General features: G+C 60.5%; 14 protein-coding genes. 8 read left to right on the top strand and 6 right to left on the bottom strand.

The window, feature by feature from the left end; all coding sequences use genetic code 11:
• The first annotated feature begins 97 nt into the window (after window positions 1–97).
• Window positions 98–922 carry a class I SAM-dependent methyltransferase gene (locus BDD14_RS15880; RefSeq protein ID WP_130419661.1) on the top strand — a complete coding sequence of 275 codons (825 nt, stop codon included), beginning with the start codon at window positions 98–100 and terminating at the stop codon, window positions 920–922.
• Between the two features lie 33 nt (window positions 923–955).
• Here BDD14_RS15880 and BDD14_RS15875 read toward each other — a convergent pair whose 3' ends face one another.
• A complete protein-coding gene (locus tag BDD14_RS15875) occupies window positions 956–1,840 on the bottom strand; it encodes a DUF4292 domain-containing protein (RefSeq protein ID WP_242617977.1) in 885 nt (294 codons plus the stop codon).
• 154 nt (window positions 1,841–1,994) lie between these two features.
• A complete protein-coding gene (gene mltG, locus BDD14_RS15870) occupies window positions 1,995–2,987 on the bottom strand; it encodes an endolytic transglycosylase MltG (RefSeq protein ID WP_130419660.1) in 993 nt (330 codons plus the stop codon).
• A 254-nt stretch (window positions 2,988–3,241) separates the two neighbouring features.
• Between mltG and BDD14_RS15865 the strand changes: the two genes are divergently transcribed.
• Genes BDD14_RS15865 through BDD14_RS31880 form a run of 3 tightly spaced genes read left to right on the top strand, consistent with a single transcriptional unit; the run spans window position 3,242 to window position 4,641 of the window.
• On the top strand, window positions 3,242–3,715 hold the full coding sequence (locus tag BDD14_RS15865; RefSeq protein WP_130419659.1) for a GreA/GreB family elongation factor: 474 nt from the start codon (window positions 3,242–3,244) through the stop codon (window positions 3,713–3,715).
• 51 nt (window positions 3,716–3,766) lie between these two features.
• Entirely contained in the window at window positions 3,767–4,399 is a 633-nt protein-coding gene (locus tag BDD14_RS15860) for a CDP-alcohol phosphatidyltransferase family protein (RefSeq protein ID WP_130419658.1), read from the top strand.
• Between the two features lie 38 nt (window positions 4,400–4,437).
• A complete protein-coding gene (locus BDD14_RS31880) occupies window positions 4,438–4,641 on the top strand; it encodes a hypothetical protein (protein WP_165420105.1) in 204 nt (67 codons plus the stop codon).
• 24 nt (window positions 4,642–4,665) lie between these two features.
• Here the strand turns inward: BDD14_RS31880 and poxB are convergent, their stop codons facing one another.
• Both poxB and BDD14_RS15850 read right to left on the bottom strand, forming a co-directional pair.
• Entirely contained in the window at window positions 4,666–6,402 is a 1,737-nt protein-coding gene (poxB, locus tag BDD14_RS15855; protein ID WP_130419657.1) for a ubiquinone-dependent pyruvate dehydrogenase, read from the bottom strand.
• A gap of 23 nt (window positions 6,403–6,425) precedes the next feature.
• Complete coding sequence (locus BDD14_RS15850) at window positions 6,426–6,731, bottom strand: KTSC domain-containing protein (protein ID WP_242617976.1); 306 nt, start codon at window positions 6,729–6,731, stop codon at window positions 6,426–6,428.
• Between the two features lie 130 nt (window positions 6,732–6,861).
• Between BDD14_RS15850 and BDD14_RS15845 the strand changes: the two genes are divergently transcribed.
• The 4 genes from BDD14_RS15845 to BDD14_RS15830 all read left to right on the top strand — a co-directional run bounded on the left by BDD14_RS15845 (window position 6,862) and on the right by BDD14_RS15830 (window position 9,422).
• Complete coding sequence (locus BDD14_RS15845; RefSeq protein ID WP_130419656.1) at window positions 6,862–7,092, top strand: hypothetical protein; 231 nt, start codon at window positions 6,862–6,864, stop codon at window positions 7,090–7,092.
• A gap of 4 nt (window positions 7,093–7,096) precedes the next feature.
• Complete coding sequence (locus BDD14_RS15840) at window positions 7,097–8,035, top strand: isoaspartyl peptidase/L-asparaginase (protein ID WP_130419655.1); 939 nt, start codon at window positions 7,097–7,099, stop codon at window positions 8,033–8,035.
• Between the two features lie 143 nt (window positions 8,036–8,178).
• Window positions 8,179–8,523 (top strand): VOC family protein, encoded by a 345-nt coding sequence (locus BDD14_RS15835; RefSeq protein ID WP_130419654.1) that lies wholly within the window; start codon window positions 8,179–8,181, stop codon window positions 8,521–8,523.
• 131 nt (window positions 8,524–8,654) lie between these two features.
• Window positions 8,655–9,422: an endonuclease III domain-containing protein gene (locus BDD14_RS15830; RefSeq protein WP_130419653.1), complete on the top strand. Its 768-nt coding sequence runs from the start codon at window positions 8,655–8,657 to the stop codon at window positions 9,420–9,422.
• 57 nt (window positions 9,423–9,479) lie between these two features.
• Here the strand turns inward: BDD14_RS15830 and BDD14_RS15825 are convergent, their stop codons facing one another.
• Together BDD14_RS15825 and BDD14_RS15820 are read right to left on the bottom strand one after the other, a co-directional pair.
• Window positions 9,480–10,067, bottom strand: coding sequence for a hypothetical protein (locus BDD14_RS15825; protein WP_130419652.1), 588 nt, complete (start codon window positions 10,065–10,067; stop codon window positions 9,480–9,482).
• Between the two features lie 46 nt (window positions 10,068–10,113).
• Window positions 10,114–12,549 carry an arylsulfatase gene (locus BDD14_RS15820; RefSeq protein ID WP_130419651.1) on the bottom strand — a complete coding sequence of 812 codons (2,436 nt, stop codon included), beginning with the start codon at window positions 12,547–12,549 and terminating at the stop codon, window positions 10,114–10,116.
• Window positions 12,550–12,582 lie beyond the last annotated feature (33 nt).

The following is a 12,582-nucleotide window of genomic DNA, read 5'->3' as shown; positions in this document are numbered from 1 at the left end:
TTGCTGGTTGAAGCGCGGGGCGTCGGCTTAACGCACTGCCGCGCTTTCCGCATCTTACACAGAAGCGGCCGCGCTGAGACCGGTGAGGAGAGATGCAATGAATTCTTCCGAACCTTCCATCGAACAGATCAAAGAAAGTATGCGCGCCACGTGGATGGCGGGCGACTTCGGCGTGGTCGCGAAGATCATCAGCAAGGACGCAGAGGCGTTTGTGACCCGCCTTGGGATTGACCCGGGCTCACGCGTGCTGGATGTGGCGACGGGAACGGGAAACGTGGCGGTTCCGCTGGCGCGGAGCGGATGTGTTGTAACCGGCGTCGACATCGCACCTAACCTGCTGGAGCAGGCAAGAGAGCGCGCAAAGGCAGAGGGATTAACAGTCACCTTCGACGAAGGCGATGCGGAGAAACTGCCGTATCCAGATGCGAGCTTCGATGCAGTGGTGACGATGTTCGGCGCCATGTTTGCGCCACAGCCTGAGCAGGTGGCATCGGAGCTGGCGCGAGTGCTGAGGCCTGGCGGCCTGCTGGGAATGGCGAACTGGAAGCCTGAAAGCTTTACCGGCGCGATGTCCGGGGTGAGCGCGAAGCACGTTGCTCCTCCTCCGGGCGTCACTCCGCCTCTGTTGTGGGGAGACGATGCGACGGTGCGAAAGCGGCTGGCGGAGGGGTTCACGGAGATAGAGACCAGGGTGATCCCGATCGATTTCAATCTTCCGGTGAATCCCGCGGGAGTGGTGCAGTTCTTCCGCGAACACTTCGGGCCGACGAAGGTTGCGTTCTCACGACTGGATGAGGCGAGACAGGCGGCGTTTGCCGCAGATTTCGAGGTCTTGTGGGCCTCGGCAAATATTGCGCCTGATCCGTCGAAACAGACGCTGATCCGCAATGAATACCTCGAGGTGAGGGCAGTCAGGAAGTAGCTGAGGCCGACCGGGGAGACTGGCCCGGCGAGCCTACTTCAAAGTTTCGACAGGAATGGTTTCGGGGATCTTGAGCTCGAACTGGTCGTCATCGAGCTTGCCATTGAGGGTGAGCTTGGTGATGTTGACCGTGAGCGAGTAGTGGTCGCGGGGGCGCTCGATGATGATGTTCGAGGGGAAGGGTGTGTTGCCGTAGTACTGGTAGTTGCTGTAATGAGCCTTGGTGATGACCTGTCCATTGGTGTCGTAGATGTCCTGCTGGTAGGGCAACAGATCGGTGGAATTGATGTGAACGACGCGCAGAGTGCGGACGGTCTGGCCCTCGGGCCGCGCGAGGATCTGGAGGGAGTAAGCCGGCTCCTCGATGAGGTCTTTCTTCTTTTTTCCGCTCTCGATGACACGAATGTCGGTGGTCATGGAGATGATCTGGTCCTGGTCGGGGCCCTGGATGAACATGGAGTCGAAGAAGACGTCGGGACGAAGGTTTTCGAGGCCATTTTTCGACTGCGTGGTGACGGTGTTGCTTCCTACGATGGCTCGCTTGCGCGGTGGGATGAGGAGCTTGAAGTTCTTGCCGTCGGAGACCATGTCGAGGGCCTGGGTGCGCACAACGGGAACGAGCAGAAGGACGCGGAGGAGCTCAGGCTTGCGCATGAGGATGTAGCCGGCAAAGCTGAGCGACTGTGTCTCTTTGCCCTGGAGGCCTCCGCCGGTGGTGGCGGAGATTTCGATTCCCGCATTGAAGGCCTGGATGGCGTCGTAGCGGGTCGCAAGCTGCTTGGCCATGACGTCCAGCGAGGTGCTGATGATGACATCGGCGATGCGAGTCTTGGGGACGTAGCGGGTGTGGGAGAGGCATCCCGTCAGCGCGGGGAGCACGCCGATCATCCCCAGCGCCAAGGTTTGTCTTATCTTCATGCGCACGAAGCTTAAGTATATCCGTCGAGGGTCTGGTAGAAGTTGCGTTACAGGAGAGTTAGATGTGCGCAGAGATGTTGCGATTCCGGAAAATCGCCCACCCGGATAGTGGCTCTTTCGGTTCCCCGCGCGTTTGGTGGGCCGCCCGTCCACCTCAGCGCTGACTCTTACGGTACGCCTGAACGTTCTGATTGTGTTCTTTGAGGGTGGCGGAGAAGCGGCTGTGACCTGCCGCATCCGAGACAAAGTAGAGGTAGTCGGTCTTTGCGGGAGAGAGAACAGCGCGAAAGGCAGCCATACCCGGATTGCAGATAGGACCGGGAGGAAGGCCCGCGTGCCGATAGGTGTTGTAGGGTGACGGAGACTGCAGGTCGGAGGCGTGGATGGTTCCTCGCCAGCGGTTATCGAGCAGAGCGGCGTAGATGACGGTGGGATCGGTCGCGAGCGGGATGGACTTCGCCAGGCGGTTGAAGAAGACTCCTGCGACGAGAGGACGCTCGGCACCCTGGGACACCTCCTTTTCGACAAGAGAGGCGAGGATAACGGTGCGTGAGACATCCCCCTGGAGGCCGAGCTGTTGGGCGGCGTCGCGGAAGCGCCGCACCATGGCGGCGAGGATGTGCACGGCCGGGGTGTGGCGGGCGAAGTGGTAGGTGTCGGGAAAGAGGTAGCCCTCGAGTGAGGTGGGAGGATTGGCGGCTCCGGCGGTCCACTCGGCGATCAGCTCGGTGTGTTGGCGTTCTTCGGCGAGAAAGGCGTTGCGATCGCCGAGGCCGGCTGCTTCGACAGCCTGGGCGATGTCGAAGATGTTATAGCCCTCGGGGATGGTGAGGGCATGGGTGTAGATGTCGCCGCTCGCAATGCGGTGGTAGACCTCGGTCATGGGAACGGAGTGGTCGAAGCGATATTCGCCAGCCTTGAGGGTTCCGCCGCGGACAAGACGGAGGATGTCGAAGGCGTAGCGATTCCGGATGACTCCACTTTGCTGGAGCTGGGAGGCGATGGCCTTGGTTCCCGTGTGGGGAGCGATCTCGACGAAGGTTTCGGTGGAAGGACCAAAGGGGGTGTAGACAAAGTAAGCGGCCAGCCCGCCCGCGACGAAGGCTACGAGGATGACAAGGAGCAAAACTGTCCCGATAAACTTCAAAAGAGTCGCCTCCGCCGTGGTTCTTCTCCTCTATTTTAGTGGGTAAGAGAGCATCTTTAGCGTGAGCCGACTGCCAGTACGATTGATTCTGCGATATTTACCAGGCACACCAAGCACAGCGAGACCCGCCGGTCGGTAGTGATTTGCCCTGAAGTCGTATAATCCTATTTTCACCTCCATGCGCGAGTTTCGGGCACGGGGGATTCCGTGGCTTCCGATGTCGCGGGCAATTTAAGCGAAACCAGGAAGGCCCAATGCCAGAAAAGATCAAGAAGCGGCTCGAAGAGGAGATCAAACAGCTTGAGTACGAGCTGACGACAGAGCTTCCAGCCGAGATTAAGAAAGCCGTCGCCCTGGGCGATCTGAGCGAAAACGCCGAGTACCACATGGCGAAGCAGCGCCAGGTGTTCGTGAACGCACGCCTGGGTCAGCTGAAGAAGCGGATGGGCGAGCTGGCGATGGTGAACCTGACCAACATTCCGCACGATAAGGTCGGCTTCGGCGCGACGGTGACGGTGTTCGACGAATCGAAGAACGAGGAGATCGTCTACAAGCTGGTGACGAGCGAGGAGTCGGATGTTTCGCAGGGATTAATCTCGACGACCTCTCCCATCGGACGCGCGATTCTGGGCAAGAAGGTAGGCGATACTACGACAGTCGTAACGCCAAACGGGAAGCGCGATCTCGAGATTCTGAAGCTGGTAACGATTCACGACGCGGCGGAGTAGATAGCACAGAGCGCGGAGGAGCCGCGCGACGGGAAACGGCAAGAGGGCAAGTTGACCTGGACAAGTGCATTCGGTAAGGGCAGCGGTTGGTTGCTGCAGAAGATCGTTAACGGACTTGCGCTCTCCCGCATCTCTCCGAACACCCTGACCTTTATCGGGCTGATCATCAACATCATCGCGGCGCTGTTCTTTGGCTTCGCACGCGGACCGAACGCCAACCGCATGTTCCTGTATGCCGGGCTGATCATCATTGGCGCGGGCATCTTCGACATGGTGGATGGGCGCGTGGCCCGGGCGACCAATCAGGTCTCGGTCTTCGGAGCTTTTTTTGATTCGGTGATCGACCGCTACTCCGACGTGGCAATCTTCTTCGGGCTGCTGGTGTACTACGCGCGCGGGAACCGGCTGTTCTATGTTGGCCTGGTTGCGTTCGTGATGACGGCCTGCCTGATGGTGAGCTACACGAGAGCGCGGGCCGAGGCCCTGATCGGAAGCTGCAAGGTCGGATTCATGGAGCGGCCGGAGCGGATCGTCTGCGTGATCCTGGGGGCGCTTTGCAACCGGTGGGGCGTGATGGCGGCGGCCTTGTGGGTGCTGGCCGTGATGTCGACGATCACGGTGATTCACCGGATTCGTTATACGTATCTTGAGACGGAACGGCGGAAGCTGCAGCCGGCGGCTTAACACTGCAATGGGCCTAGGGCGGATCGCGCCGAGGCGCGATGGCCCACCTTAGGCGCGATGAAGCTGCGCCGAAGATGGGCACCCGGTGGAGTTTTGTCTGTCCGGGCGCGCTGATGGCGAGTGAAACAAATACTGAGATTCTTCGCTTCGCTCAGAATGACGAACATTATTGGCAATGGCTTGATGACCGCCACAGGCACACGGTTGATGACCGCATCCGCCATGGACAGATGGTTCGATGAGCCCATGCATCCGGTGGCCGGGTGCTACGACAGGATTCTCTGCAGCACGTTGGTCTTCGCCAGGTCGAGGACTTCGTCGCCTCGACCGCTGAGAACGGACTTCGCTGCCCAGAGTGAGAAGCCTTTGGCCTGCTCAAAGGTCACCGAAGGCGGCATGGAGAGCTCCTGCCGGTTGACCATGACTTCGATGAGCGCAGGGCCGGGAGTCTCAAAAGCGGTACGCAGCGCGGACTCAAGATCGTTGGGGTATTCGACACGGACGCCATGCAGGCCGGTGGCCTTGGCGAGGTCGGCGAAGTTGGGATTGTCCAGCTCGGTGCCGTAGTTGACGATTCCGGCGGCCTTCATCTCCAGCTCGACGAAGGCAAGCGAGCTGTTGTTGAAGACGACGATCTTGATGGGGAGCTTGAGCTGGCGCAGGGTGAGCAGGTCGCCGAGCATCATGGCGAGTCCGCCATCGCCTGCGAGGGCGACCACCTGGCGCGAGCGGTGAGAGGCCTGCGCTCCGATAGCCTGCGGTACTGCGCAAGCCATCGAGCCGTGTACGAAGGAACCGAGCAGGCGGCGCCGGCCGTTCATCGTGAGATAGCGTGCGGCCCAGACGGTGGGAGTGCCGACATCGCAGGTGAAGATAGCGTCTTCCGTGGCGAGCTTGTCGATCAGGCGGGCGACGTACTGCGGATGGATCGGTGTCTTGTTGTTGTCGGGCTGGGCCAGTTCCTCGAGGCCCTCGCGGACTTTTTTGTAGTCGTGGATGTGAGTGTCGAGGCGGGCCTGATCGGTCTTAGGAGTCAGCAGCGGAAGGAGTGCGGGCAAGGTGTGTTTGATCGAACCGACTAATCCCAACTGTAGGGGAGTGCGGCGGCCGAGCTGTTCGCCGCGTGTGTCGATCTGGATGACCTTTGCCTTCGAGGGAAAGAACTGCTGGTAGGGAAAGTCGGTGCCGAGCATGAGCAGGGTGTCGCAGCTCTCCATGGCGTGATAGCCGGAGCTGAAGCCGATGAGTCCGGTGAGTCCGACGTCGTAAGGGTTGTCGTACTCGATGTACTCCTTGCCGCGCAGAGCGTGGACGATGGGAGCCTTGAGGGCCGCGGCGGTGGCGATGAGTTCATCGTGCGCTTGCTTGCAGCCGGCGCCGGCGAGGATGGTGACCTTCTTTCCTGCATTGAGAATGTCTGCGGCCTTGCGGAGCTCGCCGTCGTTGGGACGAAAGACCGGGTCGGGGATCTGGATGGGGAGTACAGGGTTGCTGTTGACGGCATCGTGGAGGAAGATCTCGCCGGGGATGACGAGGACGGCGACTCCGGAGCGGGTAATGGCGGTGCGCATGGCTATCTCGAGCAGGCGTGGCATCTGTTCGGGGACGCCGACCATCTCGCAGTAGTCGCTGCATTCTTTGAAGAGATTCTGCGGATGGGTCTCCTGAAAGTAGCCTGTGCCGATCTCGTGGCTGGGGATATGTGCGGCGATGGCGAGGACGGGAACACGGCTGCGGTGGCAGTCGAAGAGGCCGTTGATGAGGTGCAGGTTGCCGGGACCGCAGCTGGCGGCGCAGACGGCGAGCGAGCCGGTAAGGTGGGCTTCTGCTCCGGCGGCGAAGGCAGCGACCTCTTCGTTGCGGACGTGCGCCCACTCGAGGGTGCCATCTTTGCGGACAGCGTCGGTGAAGCCGTTGAGGGAATCTCCAGGAAGGCCATAGACGCGTTTGACGCCTGCATTCTTGAGGCTTTCCACGACGACTTCCGCGATTGTCTTTGCCATGCTGTCTCCCTGAGGGCTCAATCTTATTTCACGAGATGAATGAAGTGAGATGAGTTGAGGCGCTCATAAGGATGCTGGCGCGCCTTGAAGGTTTCGTTCAGATAGGCTCCCTTGGAGGGCGCCGTGCGGAATGCGTCGTATTCTTCGGGAGTGACGTTGTAGTATCGGTAGGCTCCGCGCTTGCCACGATAGAGGATGGTTAGGGTGCGCTTCTGAGCGTCGTATTGCATCGAAGCGATCACGCTGGAAGGCATGGCGACGACAACTCCTCCATGACTACGATGCCGCCCGGCCTGAAGCAGGTTCGTTCCGGACGGAGCAGACGGCATATTTACCTTAAGCCAACTTTAAGAAATTGCCGAGATGCGTGCGTATAAGGAGTTTGATTTCAGTCGATTAAACCCTCTATTCACAATGTCGTAAGAGCCTGCTCACAACATCGACCAGTTTCCAGACACGATGAAACATTTTGTTGGAGTACCGGGAGCCCCTGGACTCCTGATCAATATGAAGAACTGCAATCCCACCACCGGCGCGAGGCCCTGCGCGGTCGACAAGCTGATCAGCTATCGCAAGTATGGCGAGATCACGTCGCTGAGCAAGGTTTCGAAGTACGGGTCTTCAATCACGGAATGCCGCATCGGACATAGCGCAGGTGAGCAGGTGTCGTCCGAGTTGCATACAATTTAGCTGAATGAGTATCTCTCCAATTCTCCTGATTCACGGCGGCGCATGGGCGATGCCGGACGATGCGATTGCGGCCCATGAAGCTGGAATCGCAAATGCGCTGACCGCGGGCTACGCTTTGCTTGAGCGGGGAGCCAGTGCGGTGGACGCGGTCGAAGCCGCGGTTGCGGCGATGGAAGACGACGACACCTTCGACGCGGGGCGGGGATCGTTTCTGACGCGCGACGGACGCGTGCAACTGGACGCTCTGCTGATGAACGGCGAGAATCTGCGCACTGGCGGCGTGGCTTGTGTCGAGAGACTGAGGAATCCGATTCATGCGGCGCGGCTGGTGCTGGACCATAGCCCTCATGTCTACTTCGTCGGCACCGGCGCGGAGCGGTTCGCGCGGCAGCATGGCATGGAGCTGATCGACAATACGGAGCTGATCGTTCCTCGTGAACGCGAGCGGCTGATGGCCTTTCAGAAGGCTGAGCTTGAAGGAGCGACGGATACGACGTTTTCCGGGCCGCTGGACTCACACGATACCGTTGGGGCGGTGGCGCTGGATCAACATGGCCATATCGCGGCGGGAACGAGCACGGGCGGGACGCTGTCGAAGGCTCCGGGGCGTGTGGGGGATTCTTCGCTGATCGGCTGCGGTTGCTATGCGGACGATGAATCGGCCGCGGTCTCGCTGACAGGGTGGGGTGAGCCGATTATGAAGCTGGTGCTGGGCAAGTGGGCGGTCGATCGCGTGGCGGCTGGAGCGCCTCCGCAGGAGGCTGCCGGGGCGGCGATCGACTATCTGTACACGCGGCTGGGTGGACATGGGGGCATCATTCTGCTTTCGCGTGACGGCCGGTTTGGCCTGGCGCACAATACTCCGCGCATGGCGTGGGGACTGCGGACACCGGAAGGACAACAGGTGGGTGTGACACGCGATGGAGCCCCCGAATTGGCGTGAACCAGCGATTGTTCGTTGATCCACGAGAATCCACGGGGATCCACGAGCGCTTCCTGCCCAAACCTTTGCGTAATCGATGGCATCCGACAGAATGACCGGGTTTGGTTTGTTTCATAAACAACCTGCGCGAAGGGGGCGGTTGCATGTCACTGAAGAAGATCTACGCGCACGTCGATTGTTCCGATCTGACTACGAGCATCGGTTGGTACGAGAAGCTCTTTGCCCGCAAACCGGACGCGCTTCCAATGAAGGGACTTGCTGAGTGGCATCATGGCGAGGATGCGGGCTTTCAGCTGTTTGAAGATTCCGCCCACGCGGGGGCGAATACCCTGACGCTGATCGTCGAAGAGTTACGGGAGGAACACAAACGCCTTGTCGATTGGGGGCTGAATCCCGGAGAGGTGGAATCTTCGAAGTCGGTGAGTATCGTACGGCTCAAAGATCCCGATCTCAATCTGATTGTTCTTGCGCAGTCGGGAGCCCAGTAGCTGCTCTGACGGCAGTGCCGCAGGTTCGCTCTGCCGGACCCACAATGTGGGGGCAGGCTTTCCATAGGCATTTTGCGTCAGAATAGAGAGATGCGCATGCAGACAACAGCGGTCGACATGCGGACGCGATCATGAACGATTTTCTCTTCAAGGAACACGCGAAGCCTGACGACAGCCTGGCGCACATTCATAGGCTGCTGCTCGGCCATTTCGACGAACAGAAGCCGCGCGAGCCATGGGATCCCCTGTCGCAGTTTATTTATTCCCTGCTCTCTTCGCGCACGAAGACCGAGACGACCTACCAGGTGGTCCGTCATCTGCGGGAGAGATTCGGGACGTGGGAGAACCTGCGCGACGCGTCGCTCGCGGAGATCGAGGATGGGATTCGGGACGTTACGTTCCCGGAGCAGAAGGCAGTGCAGTTGAAGGCGTCGCTGGAAGGGATTACACAGCGCTACGGCAGCCTGACACTCGATTTTCTGGCGCGGTATCGCACGGACAAGATTCGAGCGTGGCTGGAGCAGTTTCCGGGGGTGGGACCGAAGACGAGCGCGGCGGTGGTGAACTTCTCGACGCTCAGGAGGCGGGCGATGTGCGTGGACTCGCATCACCTGCGGGTGACGCAACGGCTGGGACTCACTCGACGGGCCGATGCAGCAACTACGGAAGAGCGATTGATGCGGATGGTTCCGGAGACGTGGACCGCAGAGATGCTGGACGAGCATCACCAGTTGATCAAGCAGCTTGGCCAGACGATCTGCACGTTCTCGGAGCCGAAGTGCGGACGATGCCCTTTGCTGAAGCTCTGCCCCTATGGTCAAAAGAGTATCTCTGCAGCGGAAGAGGCCAGGCTGAGTCTGCATGGCGATGGTGAAAGAGTGGTCCTGCCAGGCGTTTGATTGGAACCGCGCTGCGTTGGATACCGTATCCGTTCTGAACAGGAGAAGACCGTCGCTTCAATTGACTTTCATTCCGGCATCGACATCAAGAACGAGAAGGCTGCCCTGAACCAGCATGGAGTGGATCTTGAGAACGGTAAGGCTGAAGGCATAGCCGGTGGTTTCAGCCGAACGGCTGAGTAGCTGACGCATCAGGTCAGCCGCGTTGACCTTCATCTGCTGAGGAAGCTGGTGGCTGAGAAATGGGACGAGGAGGAAGTTGAGCTCGCGCGAGTCGCTGAGGTGATCGATGCGGGCGTCGCGGAAGCCGATGGTCTCGCCCTGTGCGTCGGGGAGCACGGAGACATCGACGTCGCGGGTGAGGGAGACTCCGACACAAGCTCCATATAGGCCGGTGCCCAGTTTGGCGCGGGTGTGGATGTGAACGATGACGCGATCCTGCGAGAAGGTGACTCGGGGAGAGTCGGCATAGACGAAACAGGACGATTTGCGGTCGCCACGAAGGTAGTGGCGACCGTCGGGATCGTTGAAGAGCTGGGTCTTGAGGGTACGCTCGAGCGCCTGCGCAGAGATGCCAACTTCGGTGGCCCGGGCAGCGGTAACAGTAAAAAAGAGGAGAACGCAGAGAAGCAGCGAACGGCTCATGACATAAGGATAACTTGCGCTTTGCCGTCGGTCGTTTTCCTGCGAACTAGTCGCGCGCGGCTGTGATCTGCCGTACGGTCTCGGATTCCTTCTTCTGTTCGGTTGCGGTGAGGGCTGGCAGGGGGTCGCTGCGAAGCTCGAGCCTCTGAAGCTTGCCTTGAAATGGAAATGGCGACGTATAGGGGCCGACCGGCGTGGCGGCGTCTTCGCCTACGTCGAAGGTCTCTTCATAGGAGTAGGCGCGTGGGACGGTATGTTCGATGCGTGCGTGGCCAGCCTCTTTGCCGTTGACCATGAGGGTGACGTTTGCGCCTTTGCCCTGGCCGCCGCCGTCGTAGACGAAGCGCAGCTCGATGATGGAGTCGCCGGGTGGAAGAGGATCTTTCGCGATGATGGAGGTGCGCTCGCGACGGAAGTAGTTGTAGGCGTAGGCGGGGTGGCCATTCTGGATGTAGAGCGAGTAGCCGGAGGCTTCGCCTCCTTCCGCTACGAGGACTCCATCGGCGCCTGCCGCCGGCATGGTGATGTACGCGGTGAAGGTGTGGGAGCGATTGCGTGTACCGGGCGCGAGGGCGTCGTAGAGATGGGTTGCGCCGGGATAGAAGGTGTAGAACTCACGGCCTCCGGGTGGCGGTGGGTTGGGGTGCTGGCGTCCGGAGATGCGTGGATCGATGGGGAAGACGTGGTTCCGTTCGGCCTCCTGGTCGAAGAGGGTCTCGAGCTCATGCAGCTTTGCGGGGTTGGATGCAGCGAGGTCGTGAGCTTCGGAGTAGTCGTCGGAGAGATGGTATAGCTCCCAGGGCATGGGCTTGTAGTCGCCGTTGAGCGCGTAGGCCCATGGCAGAAGGCCGGTTCGCTGGGCGGCGAGCCAGCCATCGTGATAAATGGAGCGGTTGCCGTGCATCTCGAAGTATTGCGTAGTGCGTCCGGGCGCGGCGGCGTCGCGGAAGGTGGAGGCGAAGCTTACCCCATCCATGCGCTGCTGCGCTGTGCCATCGACGGAGTTGGGAATTGGGATGCCTGCTGCTTCGAGGATGGTGGGGGTGACATCGATGACGTGCTCGTACTGGGAGCGCGTGCCGCCGGGATCGGAGATGTGGCCGGGCCAGGAGACGACGAGGGGATCGCGCGTGCCTCCCAGGTGCGAACCGATGCGCTTGCCCCACTGGAAGGGAGTGTTGCCTGCCCAGGCCCAGGCAGCGGGATAGTGCGGGTTGGTGCCGGAGAGCCCGATGGTGTCGAGGTGCTTGAGGATCTCTGAGGCGGGGGAGGGTAGGCCGTTGACCTGCTCCATGATGTTGTCGGTGCCCTTGAGATTGCCTTCCATGCTGGCGCCGTTGTCGCCGGGGATATAGAGGATGAGAGTGTTGTCGAGACGGCCGGTCTGTCGCAGGGTTTCGATGACGTGGCCGATCTCGTAGTCGGCCTGGGCCATCATTCCGGCGAAGACCTCCATCAGGCGAGCAGCGACTTTTTTCTCGTCGGGAGTGAGTGAGTCCCAGGCGGGAAGTTCGGCGGGGCGCGGAGTGAGGACGGTATCTTGCGGAACAACGCCGAGTTTCTTCTGGCGGGCGAAGACCTCTTCGCGGTATTTATCCCAGCCCAAATCGAACTTGCCCTTGAAGCGATCGATCCACTGCTTCGGGGCTTGAAGCGGAGCGTGGGTCGCGCCGGGAGCGTAGTACATGAAGAGCGGGCGATCGGGCGCAAGCGCGGTTTGCTGCAGGATCCAGGCGCTGGCGTGATTGGAGAGGTCTTCGTTGAGGGTGTAGTCGCTCTCCCGGCCGGGAGGCGGCTTCATCTCGAGGGGCTGGGTGCCTTCGGTGAGCTCGGGGTGCCATTGATCGGTCTCGGCTCCGATGAAGCCGTAGAAGTAATCGAAGCCCTGATGAGTGGGCCAGTGGTCATAGGGACCGGCGAAGGTCGTCTCAGCGTCGGGGATAAGGTGCCATTTGCCGATGCTTGCGGTGGTGTAGCCGTTTTCGCGGAGGATCTGGGAGACGAAGGCTGCACTCTTAGGAATAGAACCGGTGTAGCCGGGGTAGTTGTTGGCCCAGTTGACGATGGTTCCCATGCCGACGGCGTGATTGTTGCGGCCGGTAAGAAGTGCGGCGCGCGTGGGCGAGCAGAGCGCAGTCACGTGGAAGCGCGTGTAGCGCAGGCCGTTGCGTGCGAGGGCGTCGAGCGTAGGCGTGGGGATGAGGCCGCCGAAGGTTGCGGTCTGAGAGTAGCCCGCATCGTCAAGCAGGATGAGCAGGATGTTGGGCGCGCCCTGGGGAGCGGTGAGCGGCGATGCAGGCTGTGCCGTCGAGGTCCTGTAGTCGGGCGTGATGGAGCCAGTGAAGGGGGAAGGAGGAACCGGAAGGGTGGTGCGGTCGGGCTGTGGTGAAGTTTGCGCGAATGCAGGCGCACTGATAGAGGTAGCCGTAAGCAGAGAAAGAGCGGAGGCTAGTTGCCACTTGCTGCGCTGAACGCGTTTCATCGACGATGTTGTCTCCCAGGAAGACAAGATACA

The organism is Edaphobacter modestus (assembly GCF_004217555.1).
Classification (GTDB): Bacteria; Acidobacteriota; Terriglobia; order Terriglobales; family Acidobacteriaceae; genus Edaphobacter; species Edaphobacter modestus.
This window is presented reverse-complemented; position numbering and strand designations above follow the sequence as displayed.

Excerpts from the sequence above, each read along its gene's own strand:
- BDD14_RS15880 (WP_130419661.1), top strand. The coding sequence starts at position 98 with ATGAATTCTTCCGAACCTTCCATCGAACAGATCAAAGAAAGTATGCGC.
- BDD14_RS15840 (WP_130419655.1), top strand. The coding sequence starts at position 7,097 with ATGAGTATCTCTCCAATTCTCCTGATTCACGGCGGCGCATGGGCGATG.
- BDD14_RS15820 (WP_130419651.1), bottom strand. The coding sequence starts at position 12,549 with ATGAAACGCGTTCAGCGCAGCAAGTGGCAACTAGCCTCCGCTCTTTCT.
- BDD14_RS31880 (WP_165420105.1), top strand. The coding sequence starts at position 4,438 with ATGGCCCACCTTAGGCGCGATGAAGCTGCGCCGAAGATGGGCACCCGG.
- poxB (WP_130419657.1), bottom strand. The coding sequence starts at position 6,402 with ATGGCAAAGACAATCGCGGAAGTCGTCGTGGAAAGCCTCAAGAATGCA.
- BDD14_RS15825 (WP_130419652.1), bottom strand. The coding sequence starts at position 10,067 with ATGAGCCGTTCGCTGCTTCTCTGCGTTCTCCTCTTTTTTACTGTTACC.
- BDD14_RS15865 (WP_130419659.1), top strand. The coding sequence starts at position 3,242 with ATGCCAGAAAAGATCAAGAAGCGGCTCGAAGAGGAGATCAAACAGCTT.
- BDD14_RS15850 (WP_242617976.1), bottom strand. The coding sequence starts at position 6,731 with ATGCCGTCTGCTCCGTCCGGAACGAACCTGCTTCAGGCCGGGCGGCAT.
- BDD14_RS15875 (WP_242617977.1), bottom strand. The coding sequence starts at position 1,840 with ATGAAGATAAGACAAACCTTGGCGCTGGGGATGATCGGCGTGCTCCCC.
- BDD14_RS15835 (WP_130419654.1), top strand. The coding sequence starts at position 8,179 with ATGTCACTGAAGAAGATCTACGCGCACGTCGATTGTTCCGATCTGACT.
- BDD14_RS15830 (WP_130419653.1), top strand. The coding sequence starts at position 8,655 with ATGAACGATTTTCTCTTCAAGGAACACGCGAAGCCTGACGACAGCCTG.
- BDD14_RS15845 (WP_130419656.1), top strand. The coding sequence starts at position 6,862 with ATGAAACATTTTGTTGGAGTACCGGGAGCCCCTGGACTCCTGATCAAT.